Origin of the sequence: Aeromonas sp. CU5, from assembly GCF_002586745.1 — a bacterium.
Classification (GTDB): Bacteria; Pseudomonadota; Gammaproteobacteria; order Enterobacterales; family Aeromonadaceae; genus Aeromonas; species Aeromonas sobria.
The window spans coordinates 1,012,562-1,030,146 of sequence record NZ_CP023817.1; the positions used below are offsets into that span (position 1 = coordinate 1,012,562).

Annotated in this window: 10 protein-coding genes; all 10 read left to right on the top strand. The window is 52.8% G+C overall.

The window, feature by feature from the left end:
• The first annotated feature begins 61 nt into the window (after positions 1-61).
• On the top strand, positions 62-2,938 hold the full coding sequence (gene gcvP, locus CK911_RS04605) for an aminomethyl-transferring glycine dehydrogenase (protein WP_098969148.1): 2,877 nt from the start codon (positions 62-64) through the stop codon (positions 2,936-2,938).
• A 550-nt stretch (positions 2,939-3,488) separates the two neighbouring features.
• Positions 3,489-5,012: a type I restriction-modification system subunit M gene (locus CK911_RS04610; RefSeq protein WP_098969149.1), complete on the top strand. Its 1,524-nt coding sequence runs from the start codon at positions 3,489-3,491 to the stop codon at positions 5,010-5,012.
• A 10-nt stretch (positions 5,013-5,022) separates the two neighbouring features.
• Positions 5,023-6,219, top strand: a complete 1,197-nt coding sequence (locus CK911_RS04615; RefSeq protein WP_216640696.1) for a restriction endonuclease subunit S — start codon at positions 5,023-5,025, stop codon at positions 6,217-6,219.
• Positions 6,220-6,227: 8 nt separating this feature from the next.
• The gene (locus tag CK911_RS04620) at positions 6,228-6,914 is read left to right on the top strand and encodes a UPF0149 family protein (protein WP_098969151.1); all 687 of its coding nucleotides are present in this window, start codon (positions 6,228-6,230) and stop codon (positions 6,912-6,914) included.
• Positions 6,915-7,041: 127 nt separating this feature from the next.
• Positions 7,042-8,547: an AAA family ATPase gene (locus CK911_RS04625; protein ID WP_098969152.1), complete on the top strand. Its 1,506-nt coding sequence runs from the start codon at positions 7,042-7,044 to the stop codon at positions 8,545-8,547.
• Entirely contained in the window at positions 8,538-10,031 is a 1,494-nt protein-coding gene (locus tag CK911_RS04630; RefSeq protein ID WP_098969153.1) for a VWA domain-containing protein, read from the top strand. Before CK911_RS04625 ends, CK911_RS04630 begins: the two co-directional genes overlap by 10 nt.
• Positions 10,028-13,306 carry a type I restriction endonuclease subunit R gene (locus CK911_RS04635; protein WP_098969154.1) on the top strand — a complete coding sequence of 1,093 codons (3,279 nt, stop codon included), beginning with the start codon at positions 10,028-10,030 and terminating at the stop codon, positions 13,304-13,306. The genes CK911_RS04630 and CK911_RS04635 overlap by 4 nt, the downstream gene beginning before the upstream one ends.
• 4 nt (positions 13,307-13,310) lie before the next feature.
• Positions 13,311-14,096, top strand: a complete 786-nt coding sequence (locus CK911_RS04640) for a M48 family metallopeptidase (protein WP_098969155.1) — start codon at positions 13,311-13,313, stop codon at positions 14,094-14,096.
• Between the two features lie 441 nt (positions 14,097-14,537).
• Complete coding sequence (locus CK911_RS04645; protein ID WP_098969156.1) at positions 14,538-15,410, top strand: TnsA endonuclease N-terminal domain-containing protein; 873 nt, start codon at positions 14,538-14,540, stop codon at positions 15,408-15,410.
• Positions 15,400-17,583: a transposase gene (locus tag CK911_RS04650; RefSeq protein ID WP_098969157.1), complete on the top strand. Its 2,184-nt coding sequence runs from the start codon at positions 15,400-15,402 to the stop codon at positions 17,581-17,583. Before CK911_RS04645 ends, CK911_RS04650 begins: the two co-directional genes overlap by 11 nt.
• The last annotated feature ends 2 nt before the right edge of the window (positions 17,584-17,585 follow it).

The window sequence follows — 17,585 nt, forward strand, 5'->3', positions numbered from 1 at the left end:
TGGAGCCGCAAGTCCGGCTATCAGGATTTATTTATCAGGACTTTTTATCAGGAATAGGGAAATGACCCAGTCACTGTTTGAACTCGAGCAAAAAACCGATTTTGTCCGCCGCCATATCGGCCCGGGCGAAGAAGAGCTGCGCCAACTGCTGGCGACCGTTGGGGCTGAAAGCCTGGACGATCTGATTGCCCAGACCGTGCCTGCCGCTATTCGCCTGCCGGGCCCGCTGGGGATCGGTGCCGGCATGACCGAAGTGGAGGCACTGGCCAAGCTCAGGGGCTATGCCGCCCAGAACAAGATTGCCAAGAGCTATATCGGCATGGGTTATCACGATACCCATGTGCCCCACGTCATTTTGCGCAACGTGCTGGAAAACCCGGGCTGGTATACCGCCTACACCCCGTACCAGCCCGAGCTGGCGCAGGGCCGTCTCGAAGCTCTGCTCAACTTCCAGCAGCTGACCCTGGATCTCACCGGCATGGATCTGGCCAGTGCCTCCCTGCTGGATGAAGCGACCGCCGCCGCCGAGGCGATGGCGCTGGCCAAGCGGATGGCCAAGTCCAAGTCCAACCTCTTCTTTGTGGCTGACGATGTGCACCCGCAGGTGATCGACGTGGTCAAGGAGCGCGCGGTTCACTTCGGTTTTGATGTGGCGGTTGGCGCCGCGAGCGATGCTGTGAGCGAAGAGGTGTTTGGTGCCCTGTTCCAGTACCCCACCACCACAGGTGAGGTGAAAGATCTGCGCGCCCTCATCGCCGCGGTACAGGCTCAGAAAGGGCTGGCCTGCGTCAGCGCCGATCTGCTCTCCCTGCTGCTGCTCAAATCCCCGGGCGAGCTGGGTGCCGACGTGGTGTTGGGCTCCGCCCAGCGCTTTGGCGTGCCCATGGGTTACGGTGGCCCCCACGCCGCCTTCTTCGCTACCCGCGATGCCTACAAGCGCTCCATGCCGGGCCGCATCATCGGCGTCTCCAAGGATGCCCGCGGCAAGAGTGCCTTGCGCATGGCGATGCAGACCCGCGAGCAGCATATCCGCCGCGAGAAGGCCAACTCCAACATCTGTACCGCTCAGGTGCTACTGGCCAACATGGCTAGCTTCTACGCCGTCTACCACGGCCCGGTAGGGCTGAAAACCATCGCCTCCCGCGTGCACCGTCTCACCACCATTCTGGCGCTCGGCCTCAAGGCCAAGGGCGTGGCCCTCACGCATGCCAGCTGGTTTGATACGATCACAGTGCAGACTGCTGACAAGGCTACGCTGATCGCCAAGGCCGAAGGGCTCGGCATCAACCTGCGTGCGGATCTCGACGGTGCGGTAGGGGTCTCCCTCTCTGAAACCACCACTCGCGGTGATGTGGCAGAGCTGTTCGAACTGTTCCTAGGGGCAGGCCACGGCTTGGACATCGAGGCCCTCGACAAGGCGGCTCAGGCCCATCACGCCATTCCGCAGGATCTGCTGCGCACCGATGCCGTGCTGACCCACGAGGTGTTCAACAAGTACCACTCCGAAACCGAGATGTTGCGTTATATCCATCGTCTCGAAGCCAAGGATCTGGCGCTCAACTACGCCATGATTTCGCTCGGCTCCTGCACCATGAAGCTCAACGCCACCGCCGAGATGATCCCGGTGACCTGGCCCGAGTTTGGCAAGTTGCACCCGTTCGCGCCGCTGGCGCAGGCCAAGGGCTACCAGTTGCTACTGGCCGATCTCGAAAACTGGCTGGTGAAAGTGACCGGTTACGATGCGGTCTGCATGCAGCCCAACTCAGGTGCCCAGGGGGAGTACGCGGGTCTCTTGGCCATCAAAAAGTACCACGAGTCTCGTGGCGAAGGGCATCGCGATATCTGCCTCATTCCGGCCTCTGCTCACGGCACCAACCCGGCCTCTGCCCAGATGGCGGGGCTCAAGGTGATCGTCACCGCCTGTGACAAATCCGGCAACGTGGATCTCGACGACCTGCGTGCCAAGGCGGCCGAGGCGGGGGAGCAGCTCTCCTGTCTGATGGTGACCTACCCCTCCACCCACGGGGTGTATGAGGAGACCATCAAGGAGGTGTGCGACATCGTTCACCAGCACGGTGGTCAGGTCTACCTCGACGGCGCCAACATGAACGCTCAGGTGGGCCTCACTGCGCCGGGCTTTATCGGGGCGGACGTCTCCCACCTCAACCTGCACAAGACCTTCGCCATTCCTCACGGCGGTGGCGGCCCGGGCATGGGCCCCATCGGCGTGAAGCAACACCTGGCGCCGTTCGTGGCCGGTCACGCCGTGGTCAAGACCGACAAGGAGAGCCGTGACAACGGCGCCGTGTCGGCGGCTCCGTTCGGTTCGGCCAGCATCCTGCCCATCAGCTGGATGTATATCGCCATGCTGGGTGACGAGGGGCTGAAGAAATCCACTCAGGTAGCGATCCTCAATGCCAACTATCTGGCCAAGAAGCTGGGTGAATCCTTCCCGGTGCTCTACTCCGGGCGCAACGGTCGGGTAGCCCACGAGTGCATTCTGGATATCCGTCCGCTGAAAGAAGCCTCCGGCATCAGCGAGATGGACGTGGCCAAACGGTTGATGGACTACGGCTTCCACGCGCCGACCATGAGCTTCCCGGTAGCAGGCACCCTGATGGTCGAGCCGACCGAGTCGGAATCCAAGCGCGAGCTGGATCGCTTCGTCGAGGCGATGACTTCCATCCGTGCCGAGATAGCCAAGGTGCAGGAGGGGCAGTGGAGCCTCACAGACAACCCGCTGGTACACGCCCCGCACACCCAGGACGACGTGATGGATGCAGAGTGGTCCCGTGGCTACAGCCGCGCCGAGGCGGTGTTCCCGTCCGACGCCGTGCGCGCCGCCAAACTGTGGCCGTCGGTCAACCGCATCGATGACGTCTACGGCGATCGCAACCTGTTCTGCGCCTGTATCCCGACCGAGGATTACGCCAAGTAAGTGGCCTGATGATCACGGCCATTTAAGTTGGAAACCGTGACATTGAAGTTGGAAACCGACAATTGAGTTGGAAACTCAAAGGCCCTGCAACAGCAGGGCCTTTTTATTTTTTGCGGTGATTAACTGTAATTAAATTACAAAAATGACCTCGGTTGGTGAGCAGGGACATTTAAGTTGGAAACTGAAAGACACTGCATCGCAGGGTCTTTCTATTTGCGCGGTGCATGAAGTGAGCAACAGCCGGGCGTTGATTGGGCAATATAAGTGACGTGACCCGCGTCGATGCTCCGCTCGCCGTTGGATCTTTATAGCGATCATAACGATAGAGGCAAAATGCGAGCTGGCACGCTTGACGCACCTGCGCCAGTTGCGACAGACTGCCGCCGCATCATCGGCGATAACGCGATATGTTGTGAACGTGCCGCCGCTTGCCACCCTCAGTGTCGGGCCTCTCCCGCGCGGCCTGCTGGCTTGAACGATGAATACTGCATCCCGCTCAAGCATCCGCGCTTTCCCGTTTATCCGGCTACTGCCCAAGGAATTGTGACTTATGACTACCTCGATAAACCAGGACGATATCAACAAGGCTCTCTGGTCTGCCTGCGACACCTTCCGTGGCACTGTCAGCCCTGATACCTATAAAGATTTTGTGCTCACCATGCTGTTCCTGAAATACATCTCCGATGTCTGGCAGGATCACTACGATGGCTACAAGGCCGAATATGGCGATGAGCCGGAGCTCATTGAAGAGATGCTCAAAAACGAGCGCTTCGTGTTGCCCAAACAGGCCAGTTTCTACAGCCTGTTCGAGCGTCGTCACGAGCCGGGCAACGGCGAGCGGATCGATCAGGCGCTGCACGCCATCGAAGAGGCCAATGGCACCAAGCTCAAAGACGCGGGCAAGAGCGTGTTTCAGGACATCAGCTTCAACACCGACCGCCTCGGCGAAGAGAAGCAGAAGAACACCATACTGCGCCATTTGATGGAAGACTTTGCCAAGGATGAGCTCAACCTCAAACCGAGCCGGGTCGGCACCCTGGATGTGATCGGCAACGCCTACGAGTATCTCATCAAGAACTTCGCCGCCAGCGGCGGCCAGAAGGCGGGGGAGTTCTATACCCCGCCCGAAGTTTCCGATCTTATCGCCGAGTTGCTGGAGCCGATGCCGGGCGACACCATCTGCGATCCGGCCTGTGGCTCGGGGTCACTGTTGATGAAGTGCGGCCGCAAGGTGGTGGCAAACCATGGCGAGAAGCACTACGCCCTCTACGGTCAAGAGGCTATTGGCTCTACTTGGTCGCTGGCCAAGATGAACATGTTCCTGCACGGGGAAGACAACCACAAGATTGAGTGGGGCGATACCATCCGCAACCCCAAGCTACTGGATAAAAACGGCGATCTGATGCGCTTCGATATCGTGACTGCCAACCCGCCGTTTTCGCTGGATAAATGGGGTTATGAGGAGGCGGGGAACGATAAGTTCGGTCGCTTCAAGCGCGGGCTGCCGCCCAAGACCAAGGGGGATTATGCCTTTATCCTCCATATGATTGAGACCCTCAAACCCAAGACTGGTCGCATGGGGGTAGTGGTGCCTCACGGCGTGTTATTCCGGGGTTCCAGCGAGGGGAAAATTCGCCAGCAGCTGATCGATGAAAACCTGCTCGATGCAGTGATCGGCCTGCCGGAGAAGCTCTTCTACGGCACCGGCATCCCCGCCGCCATTCTGATCTTTAAAAAGCAGAAGGTGGACGACAATGTGCTGTTTATCGACGCCAGTCACGAGTTCAAGGCGGGTAAAAACCAGAACCTGTTGAGTGCGGACAATATCGCCAAAATCGTCGCCACCTATCGCAATGGCGGCAATGTCGATAAATACGCCTATCTTGCCTCGCTCAAAGAAATTAAAGAGAACGACTACAACCTCAATATTCCCCGTTATGTGGATACCTTCGAGGAGGAAGAGGAGATCGATCTGCTGGCGGTGCGTGCCGAGCGCGCACAACTGAAAACCCAACTGGCCGAGCTGGAAACCGAGATGGCCAATTATCTGGAGGAGTTGGGTTATGGTGCCTAAGGGGTGGGAAATGAAGAAATTGGAGGAACTTTGCACTCCTGATGCACCAATAACTTATGGTGTGCTGAAGCCGGGCGAATATTTTTCAGAGGGCATACCATTATTTCAAATTAAAGATCTTCGTGATGGCTATGTGTTAACGCAAGATTTGCATCTTATTTCTCCTGAATTAGATTGTGAATACAGACGTTCTCGGGTAATTAAAGACGACATACTTATATCACTTATTGGTACTATAGGTAGGGTTGCGAAATACAGAAGTGAATTAGATGCTAATATCCATCGTAATATTGGTAGGCTTAGAAGTGAAAACCATGAATACCTTTATCACTATTTAAGGTCGAGTTTTGCACAGAATGAGATGTGTAACGCATCATCAGGAAGTTCACAGGCAGCACTAAATCTTTCAACTCTTAGATGTATGAAAGTTCTCACTCCTCCACTTCTTGAACAAAAGAGAATCGCCAAAATCCTTTCCACCTGGGATGAGGCTATCACTACAACCGAGCAACTGTTGGCCAATAGCCAGCAGCAGAAAAAGGCGCTGATGCAGCAACTGCTGACCGGCAAAAAACGCCTGCTGGATGACAAGGGGGTGAGATTTAATGGTGAATGGAAACTAGCCAAGATATCAAGAATATTTGAAAGAGTGACAACCAAAAATGATGGTAAAAGTACCAATGTTGTCACTATTTCTGGACAGCAGGGCTTAATCCGTCAAGAGGATTTCTTTAAAAAATCAGTCGCATCTGACATCCTTGATGGTTACTTCTTGCTAATGAAAGGGCAGTTTGCATACAACAAAAGCTATTCAAATGGTTATCCTATGGGGGCGATTAAGCGTCTCAATCGCTACGCCGATGGTGTTGTAACCACCTTGTATATCTGCTTTGAAATATCTGAGCAAACCAAGGCAAATGGTGATTTTTGGGAGCACTATTTTGAATCTGGATTGCTAAATAAGGGGCTCTCACAAATTGCACATGAGGGTGGCCGAGCTCATGGCCTACTTAATGTAAAACCAACAGATTTTTTCTCACTGAAAGTACCTTTGCCATCACTAGATGAACAACAAAAAATCGCCGCAGTGCTGACCGTTGCTGATCAGGAAATAACCATCTTGCAACAAAAACTCGCAGCCCTAAAGCAAGAGAAACAGGCCCTGATGCAACAACTGCTGACCGGCAAACTGCGGGTCAAGGTCTAGGAGGCCGCATGAAAAAAGTGACCCTTCACCCCATGACCGAGGCTGACGTTGAGTGGCTGGAGCAGCGGTTGATGGAGTATGGCAATGACGACTCGATGCTGAGTCTGTCGGCACTCGACGGCTTTCTTACTGGCGTGCTCTCCGGTCCCGAGCTGGTATCACCGAGCCAGTGGTGGCCGGTACTCTGGGGCGGCATACCCCCCGAGTGGTCATCCGAGCGGGAGATGAAACGGGCGCTGGACCTTATCATCGGCCATATGAATATTCTGGCCCACACCCTCTGTTATCAGCCCGAGCACTTTATCCCTGTGTTGATGGTCAATCTTTTCGAAGAACAAGAGATCTGCAACGCCGAAGAGTGGTGCTTTGGCTATCTGCGTGGCATGGCGCTGGGGAACTGGCCAGCGCTGCCAGAGGAGCTGGATACCTGGCTTGAGGTGATCCGCCTGCATGGCAGCGATGACCAATTGCCACTGCTTGCCAGCCTGTCGCTGCCGGAACATCAACAGAGCGTGGCCGAAGTGGGCCCAGCCGCGTTGAAATTGCACGCCTATTTTCTCGCCCAACGGGGGCCAAACAGGGGGCCTGTCGCGGTACCATCGGTGAAACCGGCCAAGGCCCCTGCCAAGGTCGGGCGCAACGAGCCATGTCCCTGTGGCAGCGGCAAGAAGTTCAAGCAGTGCTGTTTGCACTGATCAGATGCTCGGCCTGTGGCCATCCCCCTCCCCCTCAGTGAGGGTGACGGCCAAGCGAATGGCGAGCATTGGTTGCATCGCATCACCATAAAAATTAAATAAGATAAACAGCTAGTTAGGGATAAACATGAAACTACAACAGCGGATGGAACGGCTGGTCAACGCGGTATGTGAAGGGATGTTTGAGCGGGAGGAGGTGATCTCGGTGGCGCTGCTGGGTGCCTTGTGTGGTCAGAATACCTTTCTTTACGGCCCACCCGGCACGGCCAAAAGCCTGATCTCCCGTCGCATCGCCTGTGCCTTTGCCAATCCGGCCTACTTCGAGTACCTGATGAACCGGTTCAGTACCCCCGAGGAGGTCTTTGGCCCCATCTCGATCAAGGCTCTCAAAGAGGATCGGTATGTTCGTAAAACCGAGCATTATCTGCCACAGGCCGATTTTGCATTTCTGGACGAGATATGGAAATCGAGCCCGGCGATCCTCAATACCCTGCTGACACTTATCAATGAGCACACCTTTCGTAACGGCGAACAGATCGAGCAGGCCCCACTGAAAGCCTTGGTGGCTGCGTCGAATGAAACGCCCGATGCCAATCAGGGGCTGGATGCGCTGTATGATCGCTTTATCATCCGCCTGATGGTCGGGCCCATTGAGCAGTCTGATAATTTTGAACGATTGCTGGCGTGCAAACCGACCGAGGCGGCTATCAGGGTTGATGACTCGCTTATTGTGAAGGCCGATGAGTGGGCTAAATGGCGAGAGCAACTGCATGAGGTGAGTTTGTCACCGGAAACCCTGACCATTATTCGCCTGATCCGCAGTGAACTCGCCACCAGATATGACAAACTGAAGGTCTATGTTTCCGACCGCCGCTGGCAGCGGGCGACCCAACTGCTCAAGGCCGCTGCCCTCTTTAATGGCCGCAGCGAAACCAATCACAGTGATGCCTTGCTATTGCGGCACTGCTTGTGGACCCATGAAGATAACCGTGTTGCCGTTAACGATATCGTTGAGCAAGCTGTCAAAAATAGCGGTTTTGACAGTGGTATTAATCTCGCGCAGATTGATGCCGAAAAAGAATCATTGGAGAAAGAGATCCATAATGAACTTTTCAGTGCCACTGATATTTACGATACACAGATTATTAATGGGCACGCTTTTTTCAAAGTGAAGAACGACTTTGATAATACTAGGATTGGTTCTTACATTTTTATTCCATTGGATAACCTTAAGAACACACATGAATTCCACCCGACAAGTGAAACGGGTAATGAACTAAATTATATTGTCTGTCAATTTGATGGCCAGGGTACTTGTCGGATATCAATGAAGAGCCGATATGGCAGTTTTAATTTCAAACCAGAAGTTCTCTTCCATAAAGGTGACAAGAAACCAAATATTAACAAGCGGCTTATCACCTCATTGGCTGAGTCGGTGGCAAAAACCAGAGAACAGCTTATAGCCACTCTGAATAAGATAGAAAAACAGTGCCAAGGCTATGAGAAAAAATTGGCATCCATTTTCGTTCCTGCCCAGCAGAGCGCATTGGCCATTGATGGCATTACCGAACAGATAGCGCGGCTCAAATTGCGTATCAAAGATTGTGAACGGCTGGAAGCCTTATGCAAATAAGCCAGGTGGAGAGTGCTTCGCTTCTCACTCACAGAGAACTCCGCGACAGCTATGGTGGATTGCTGGCTCACTCCAGCTCGCTGACCAGCCAGGTCACGCAGCACATAGAGGAGTGGAAGAGAGATGCTGAGGCCGCGTTGACCAACGAGTGTCCATTCGCCGTGCATGCCCACAAGCTGAACCATTGGCGAAGAGAGAGTGCGCTTGGCGATATATCCAAAGCCTCTTTTCAAGGGGCGGTGGACGATTATCTCGCGCTCTGTAAAGCCAGCCAGCACCCGGTGGACCCGCCATTTTGGCAAAAGCAGGTTGCCGATAGTTTCTGTCAGGACGTAGAGCCGCCGAGTGCGGATAAGGTCGTCAGTTGCCAACTGCTGGCCACTGAATGGCAAAAGGTGCTGGATAAAGCCCGCAATAGTTGGGAGCTGACCCGGATCGAGCAGTTGCGTCGCCAGTTAATGGAACGATTGGAGAGCATGCTCAAGCTGTTGCAGCAGTTGCAACCGCTGCTTGATGCGTTGGGGCTGGATCCGGGGCGACTGGTTGATCTCTCCAATGGCCAGCTCTCTACCCAAGATCTGGCCCAGTTCCAGAAGTGGGCAAGCTATCTGGCAAACGACAAGGGGCTGCATGCGTTATGCGACTTGCTCGGCAAGATCCGGCAGCTTGAACTCTCCGAAAAGATTGAGCGGGTGAAGGTCAACCACGCTCTGGCTCTCTGTCTGCCTGATATCAATTCCCGAGAGGAGATAGTGGGTATTCGGTTGGGGCGAGATCTGGAACATGTATTACCCAGCGAGAAAGCCCTGTTGGCTGATGACGAGACCGCGTTGCTGTTTGATCTGAAGTTCGTCGAGTCACGACTGATGAGCTTTGATATGGCAGGGATGCAGACTCAACATCTGCATGTTGAAAGGGAAGAGGAGAGGCAGGTCAACGAAGAGGAGAAGCGCGGCCCCATGATCCTCTGCGTTGATACCAGTGGCTCGATGAGCGGTGCGCCCGAGACGATCGCCAAAGCGATGACGCTATTTCTGGCAACCAAAGCGAGAGAGGAGCAACGCCCCTGTTACCTGATTAACTTCTCTACGGGTATCAAGACCCTGGAGTTGAGTGGAAAATGGGGCCTTGCGTCGATAATCGACTTTCTGAAAATGTCGTTTCATGGCGGTACTGATGCGGCACCAGCCCTTGGCCATGCGCTGGAAACCATGGCCGCAGAGACCTACCAAAAGGCCGACCTGTTGATGATTTCTGACTTCATCATGGCTGATCTGCCACCGGCGACCCTGGCAAATATCGAGCAGCAGCGTGGTAAGGGTAACCGCTTTTACTCTCTGGTGGTCGGCTCTGCCTATATGGTTCAGCGGCTAAAGAGCCTCTTTGATCATGAGTGGGTGTATAACCCGACGACGAGTACCATTCATGAGTTGATCGGCTTTCAGCAAAAAATTGACAACCAGTTTGAGGCATCCCCGCTATGAAGGCCTTGCCGAAATTTCAAGAAGAGTACAGCGCCAAGATCCCGGCCCTGACCCTGTTGACCCAGCTGGGCTGGACTTTCCTCTCCCCCGAACAGGCGCTTATCGCAAGGGATAACAAGGCCGATCAGGTGGTGCTCCGTCAACAGCTACGCAACGTACTGGCCGAGCGCACCTTTGTGTTTGCGGGCAAGACCTATTCGCTTTCCCCTAAGTCAGTGGACAATCTGGTGAGCGAGCTGTGTAGTCCGGCCCTGAATGAAGGGTTGCAGGCGGCCAACGAGCGGCTCTATAACCACCTTCTCTATGGCATGTCGGTGACCGAATTTGTCGATGGCAAGAAGGTGAGCCCCACCATCCCCCTGATTGACTGGCACAATCCGCACAATAACCGCTTTACCTTTACCGAAGAGTTTCGGGTCACCCGCGCAGGGGGCATCGAGTCGCGTCGCCCGGATATCGTCTGTTTCGTCAATGGCTTGCCCTTGGTGGTGATCGAGGCCAAGCGCCCGGATGGCAACGCCAAAAAAGGGCCGACCATCAAGGAGGGGATCTCCCAGAGCCTGCGCAACCAGCGCCCCGACGAGATCCCGCTGCTGTTTGCCTACAGCCAGTTGCTGCTCTCCATCAACGGTATCGAGGGACGATATGGCACCAGCGGTACGCCGGAGAAGTTCTGGGCCGCCTGGCGTGAGGAGGACATCGGTGATGGTGAGATGACAGCCATCAAGAATCAGCCGCTCTCATCCGAACAACTCTCTGCCCTGTTTAGCCACAGGTCTGCCGCCGATCTGGACTGGTATCAGTCTCTGGTTGCGGCGGGCGAACTGGCTGTCAGTGATCAGGATCGGCTGCTCATCAGCCTGCTCTCCCCGGATCGGCTGCTGGAGATGACCCGGCTGTTCACCCTGTTCGACAAGAAGGCGGGCAAGATAGTCGCCCGCTACCAGCAGGTGTTTGGCATCAAGCGGTTAATCGAGCGTATCAACCAGAAACGCCCAGATGGCGGGAGAGAAGGTGGGGTGATCTGGCATACCACCGGCTCGGGCAAGTCGTTCACCATGGTGTTCCTCAGCAAGGCGCTGATCCTGCACGATAGTTTGAAACAGTGTCGCCTGCTGGTGGTGACCGACCGGGTGGATCTTGAGAGCCAGCTCAGCAAGACCTTCGCCTCCAGCGGCGAACTCGCGGGCAAGAAAGATAAAGAAGCGGCCATGGCCACCTCGGGCAAGCGGCTGGCCGAGCAGATCGGCAAGGGCTGCGAGCGGATCATCTTCTCGCTTATTCAGAAGTTCAACTCAGCGACCAAGTTGCCGGAGTGCATCAACAAGAGCCCGGATCTCATCGTGCTGATCGATGAGGGCCACCGCAGCCAGGGGGGCGAGAACCATGTCCGCATGAAGCTGGCATTGCCCAACGCCGCGTTTGTGGCTTTTACCGGCACGCCGCTTCTCAAGGATGACAAGACCACCAATAAGTTTGGCCCCATCGTCCATGCCTACACCATGCAGCGGGCGGTCGAGGACAAGACGGTGACGCCGTTGCTCTACGAGGAGCGCATTCCCGATCTGGAGGTCAACGAGCGGGCTATCGACAGCTGGTTTGAGCGCATCACCCAGGGGTTAAACGAGCAGCAGCAGGCCGATCTGAAACGCAAATTTTCCCGCAAGGGCGAGATCTACAGCGCGGAGGATCGCATCAAGCTGATTGCGTTCGATATCGCCAGTCACTTTTCAAACCACATTGTCGAGGGGCTTAAGGGCCAGCTAGCCTGCGATAGCAAGGCCTCGGCGGTGCTCTATAAAAAGTACCTCGACGAGGCGGGGCTGTTCGAGTCGGCGGTGGTGATGAGCCCGCCCGACAGCCGGGAAGGCAACACCGAGGTGGATGAATCGACCACACCGCTGGTCACTCAGTGGTGGAAGGATAATGTCGGCACTCAGGATGAGCAGGTCTATTCCAAAGCGCTTATCGAACGCTTTGCTGATGAGAATGATCCCCTCAAGTTGCTGGTCGTGGTGGACAAGTTGCTGACCGGCTTCGATGAGCCAAAGAACACCGTGCTCTATATCGACAAGGCACTCAAAGAGCACAACCTGATCCAGGCGATTGCGCGGGTCAACCGGCTGCACCCGAAGAAGAAATTTGGTCTGCTTATCGACTATCGCGGCATCTTATCCGAGCTGGATACCACCATCGGCAAGTATCAGGATCTCGCTTCCCGCACCCAAGGCGGCTATGACGTTGACGATCTCAAAGGCCTCTACAACCAGATGGGCACCGAGTACAAGCGGCTGCCACAGCTCTATCAGGCCCTGTGGGGCATCTTCGCCGGGGTAAAGAACAAGCAGGATATCGAGCAACTGCGTCAAGTGCTGGTGCCCAAGATGGAGGAACTGGACGGCGAACTGGTGGATGTGCACCTCAAGGTGCGAGAAGACTTCTACGAGGCGCTCACGGCGTTTGCCAGTTGCCTGAAAGTGGCGTTGCAGTCGGCCTCTTTCTTCGAGGACAGCGCCTTTAGCGAGGCGGATCGTCGCCACTACAAAGAGACGGTGAAACAGCTCTCCAGCCTGCGCCAACTGGTGCAACAGGATGCAGGTGAGAAGATTGACTACGACGAATATGCCGAACAGGTGAAGAAGCTGCTGGATAAGCATGTGGTCGGTGTAGAGGTTAAAGAGCCTGGTGGCGTCTATGAAGTCGGCAAGATGGGCCAAAAGCAGCCAGAAGAGTGGAGCGAGAACAAGACCCGCAACGAGACCGACATCATCAAGACTCGCGTCACCCGCATGATTGAGCAGGAGCTACGTGATGACCCTTACGCCCAGGAAGCCTTCTCCAAGCTGCTGCGCCAAGCTATCGAGGAGGCAGAGAAGCTGTTCGATCACCCGCTCAAGCAGTACATGCTGTTTCGTGAGTTCGAAGAGCAGGTGCAGGAGCGCCGCCTGAGTGACATTCCTGACGCCTTTGCTGGGCATCGCCACGCTCAGGCCTACTTTGGGGTGTTCAAGAAGGTGCTGCCTGAGGTGTTTGCCATCACCGACAGCCAGGTACAGGACAAATGGATAAAGCTGGCCTTCGAGATCGATACGGTCGTGGATGCGTCTGTGGCCGAGCACTCCATCAACCCGCAGAACATCGAGGCGGGTATTCGCAAGCAACTGTTGCCACGCATGTTCCAGGAGTGCAAAAACATCGGCAGTGGTATGGAGCAGGCCAAGAAGATCGTCGAGATGGTCGTGCAGATCACCCGAGTCGGCTTGAGCGGAGTCTGATCAGATGAATGTGCCTATTCGGGCCAAGGGCGATGCTCAGGCCCAGGCTCCAGCTCCATCCTTTCGCTATGGCGATGAGCTGATCGCCTTCGAGCGGGTGCAACGGAGACAGGCTAGCGGCAAGGTGCTTATCAAGGTGCATCCCGATTGCCGCGTCGTGGTCTCGGCCCCGCGTGAGGCGGCTGATGATGCGGTTCTTGCAGCGGTCAAGCAGCGCGGACGCTGGATCTACGAACAGTTACGCGACTTTCGCCAGCAGTTGGAGCACGTCACCCCACGCCAGTACATCAGTGGGGAAAGTCACTATTACCTCGGCAAGCAGTACCTGCTCAAGGTGATAGCGGCACCTGATGCTGTGCAGGGGGTCAAAATGCTGCGTGGCAAGTTGGAGGTGTCGGTCAGGAGCCTAGTCACTGATAGCGCAAAGAGAGCCGAGAAAGTCCAGGCTCTGCTCGCTGACTGGTACAAGGCTCGTGCCAGGGAGGTGTTTGCCAGACGACTCAATGCCATGCTCGATCAGGCCATCTGGGTCACCGAGCGTCCGCCCCTGCGCATCCTGACCATGCAGACCCAGTGGGGCAGTTGTTCCCCCAATGGCCGGATCACGCTTAACCCGCATCTGGTCAAAGCGCCCCGCGAGTGTATCGATTACGTGATCCTGCACGAGCTCTGCCATATTGCCGAGCACAACCACAGCGAGCACTTTTACCGGCTGATGGGTCAGGTGATGCCCGGTTGGGAAAAGACCAAAGCGAAGCTGGATGGCATGGCTAACCGCTTGTTGACGTGAGTTATCAGCTCGTCAGTCACCCACAGCCCGGCAGGCCACCCTTGCCGGGCTGAATTTTTTGGTATGGATGCATTGATTACTCTTCGCATGGAGCCTTTTGTAGCCCAAAATGGACATTTTTTCTGAGCGGAATCATCAATCGCCTCAGAATAATGTTCTATATCCGCCACCCTCTTATGTCAAAAAAGAAATAAAAAACATTTACTTATTATTTATAAAAATAAATATTCGTGATTATGTATGCTTATGTGATTTTTTATAACTGTATGTTTTTTAAGATAAAAAATGAAATTTTGTTGAGTGTGGCATTTTTGCCATGATAGCATCGATAGTTATTATTTATAAAAATAAATAAGTAAAAACAACGCCTTACGTGCGATATTGCGGTTGACGACCCCCTGCCCAGTTACTAGGTTGTATGCAGGTCAGGTAGGAGTAGTCATGCAGCAAAAAACGGTTCAGCAGCCCATCGTCACCGATGCGGAGATCGCAAAAACAGCACGGTACAACCGAGACATCAAAGCTTCGGGGTATCGCCCCTGGGTCACGGTGCGGCAGTCCCACACCTACGGCCAGGGGCAGATTGTATTTAGCCACAAAACGGGTCGTGAGCATCATCTTCTCAGCCGTGGCGAGCGGCTCCCATTTTTTGCATTTGAACACGATGCTAGCGTCATCGACATTCTGGAGCAATATCCGCTACCGCTGCATCAAACTCTAGAAATTGCTGCCTCTCTGAACGTTGTCCATCCAGGTAATTATCAAGAACGAGGTAATCATGGTGGCCGGATCCCTGCTAAAACAATGACCCAGGATTATGTCGTGCTGAGGCAATCCGATAGTGGCAAAGCGCGATTGACAGCATACAGCTTTAAATATTCTGATGCACTGGATCCTGCGATCACAAGTCCCCGAGTCGTTAATCGAACACGAGCAAAAGAGAAAATTGCCCTTGAGTATTGGCGTACTCAAAATGTCGATCATGTGCTGGTAACTGAGAAAGATTTTGATGCAACATTTATCTACAATTTAGAGTTTTTGCGGGAATGTTATGATTCAAAAAATCTTCTCCAGGTTTCAGCGGATTTTTATGACAATGTGATTGTACAATTTAAATCCCACATGATGACGGCTCCCTTATCCACTCTGCGAATGTTAATCCAGCAGGTCGCTCACGAGATAAATATCGATGAATTGCAGGTTGCTTGCTTGTTCCAGCATGCTGTATATACCGGTCGTATTGATATAGATTTGACACAGCGTATCGAGTTATATCACCCTCTTCCGGCATTGCGGGGGTCTCGTGCGGATTAACCAAAAAATTGTATCAAAAACAAAAAACCAGTCAGAACTGCTTATCGTTGATATCTGTCTGGATAACAGATTAATAGCCGTATCAGACCTGTTGGCTGACTCACCTAAGCGCCCATTTGTCATTTCATTGGAACATGTCGAGTCTGATATAAATGCGGCTAGGGTTTCTATTGCAGATCATGATTTTCCAGAGATATTCTATCAGCCTGATTCAGTTTTTGATCCAAAATGGATTGAGAAAAGAGAACAATGTCTTGCTACTATCAAACCACTGATAGTAGATCCAGATCTTAAACATCGTTATCTCTATGGTGAATCAAATGGTATATTGAATCAACTCATCGCTCAGTCAGGACGTAGTAAAAAATATGTAAGCAGTTGTTTGAATCGTTATTTTAAATGTGGAGGAATGCCAAATTCACTATTGCCACGATATTACGAGTGTGGTTTGAATCATCAACTGCCAACTAAAAGTCTTGAGTTAGACGACGGAAAAATCTGCCTAGCCTCAAAAAGAGGACGTGAAACTAATTACGGTAATCCTTATCGGGGTATCACCCAGCAGGACATTAAAAACATAGAGTTATTCTCAAGGTCGATTCGTTCTGGAGAGGAGGTTGTTCTCTCTAAATTATATTTAGACTATTGTATGACCTATGCATCTGTAGAGATGAGTCCAAAAAATGTTGGAGATGGTGAAATATCAGAGTCAGTGAAAATATCACTGCCAAAAGAGCACTTGATTTCTCCTCGTTCATTCAAACGACAATTAATGAAATGTATCGACAAACTAACATTTATCAAAAAACGAGTTGGTAGCATTAATTATGCGCGAGATCATGCGGCTAAACCTGGTGTGGCTAAAAAAGGGCTGCGTGGACCGACTTATCGCTATGAAATAGATAGTACCATCGCCGATATTTATATTCGTGACGCATACTCTCAGGATGAATTAGTGAGTATTGGACGACCTACAATATATCTAGTTGTTGATACGTACAGTACCATGATTGTTGGAATTCATGTGGGGTTTGGCAGTCCCTGCTGGCATGGTGCCAGTCAGGCTCTTTGTAATGCCATGAGTAATAAAATTGATTTCTGTCGGGAGTATGGCGTTGATATAAAGGAGTCTGAATGGCCCTGCCAAGAAGTTTGTCGTGAATTAACGATGGATCGGGGATCTGAAAATTCGGATAGCAATATTACTGCAATACTGCAAGGCCAAATCGGTATCAAGGTCGCAAATTTAAATGCACTCCACCGTGGAGATATGAAAGGTACGGTCGAAAAAAGCTTCCATTTACTGCAAGAAATGGCAATACCGCCTCATGCAGGCAAAGTGATGAAGGTGCCGAAAAAAGAGGACCAGCATCCGTCGCGTAAACCATTGTATAGTTACAATGAGTTTGTGAATCGCTTGATAAATGCCATTCTCTTTTTGAATAATAATCGCGCTAGTATTAATAATCAAAATTTTGAAATGTCGCGAGATGGTATTGGTTTTACTCCTCGTGATGTCTGGAATTGGGGGCTCAAGCAGGCTGTCATAGGCTCCAGAGTGTCCGCAGATAAGCTGCGTTTTGCATTATTGCCCGAAGCCGAGGCAACGGTTATGTCACAAGGCATTTATTTTAGAAACTTATACTATAGTTGTAATGAAATTGTTCGTAGGAGCTATCTGGATAAAGCCAAAAATTTTGGCAGGTTTAAAATTAAAATTCGCTACTCAGATGTCACCACCAATTATATATGGCTTAAAGATGAGGTGTTGGGTGATGTTATTCAGTTGGATATTACTGACCGGAGTGAGGCCTATAAAAATCAGATTTGGGAAAATGTCATGCGACAGCAGGAAATCACAAAAAAACGTCTTGCAAATTTGAAGGAACGCGAATTCAGTGAGCGAGTAGCGCTTGTACAAAAATTCGATAAACAGGATAAGCAAATACAGGCCAGCATTAGAAAACATAGCAAAAGTAATGCCAAGAGCATTCAAGGCGGCATGAAAAATCGCAAAATGATAGATGCTGCCATGCAACGACATCAGGAGGGGCAGTCCATTGTTGCCGATTTGGTTCCTGTGGCTCAGGAAAATACATATCCTCGACCATTATCGGCGATAAGCCAGCAAGATCTCACTGATCCGACAATTTTCAGTGTTGAGGAGAAATGACC

Bases quoted from the DNA above. Each gene is read 5' to 3' on its own strand.
- gcvP (WP_098969148.1), top strand. From the start codon at position 62: ATGACCCAGTCACTGTTTGAACTCGAGCAAAAAACCGATTTTGTCCGC.
- CK911_RS04610 (WP_098969149.1), top strand. From the start codon at position 3,489: ATGACTACCTCGATAAACCAGGACGATATCAACAAGGCTCTCTGGTCT.
- CK911_RS04615 (WP_216640696.1), top strand. From the start codon at position 5,023: ATGAAGAAATTGGAGGAACTTTGCACTCCTGATGCACCAATAACTTAT.
- CK911_RS04620 (WP_098969151.1), top strand. From the start codon at position 6,228: ATGAAAAAAGTGACCCTTCACCCCATGACCGAGGCTGACGTTGAGTGG.
- CK911_RS04625 (WP_098969152.1), top strand. From the start codon at position 7,042: ATGAAACTACAACAGCGGATGGAACGGCTGGTCAACGCGGTATGTGAA.
- CK911_RS04630 (WP_098969153.1), top strand. From the start codon at position 8,538: ATGCAAATAAGCCAGGTGGAGAGTGCTTCGCTTCTCACTCACAGAGAA.
- CK911_RS04635 (WP_098969154.1), top strand. From the start codon at position 10,028: ATGAAGGCCTTGCCGAAATTTCAAGAAGAGTACAGCGCCAAGATCCCG.
- CK911_RS04640 (WP_098969155.1), top strand. From the start codon at position 13,311: ATGAATGTGCCTATTCGGGCCAAGGGCGATGCTCAGGCCCAGGCTCCA.
- CK911_RS04645 (WP_098969156.1), top strand. From the start codon at position 14,538: ATGCAGCAAAAAACGGTTCAGCAGCCCATCGTCACCGATGCGGAGATC.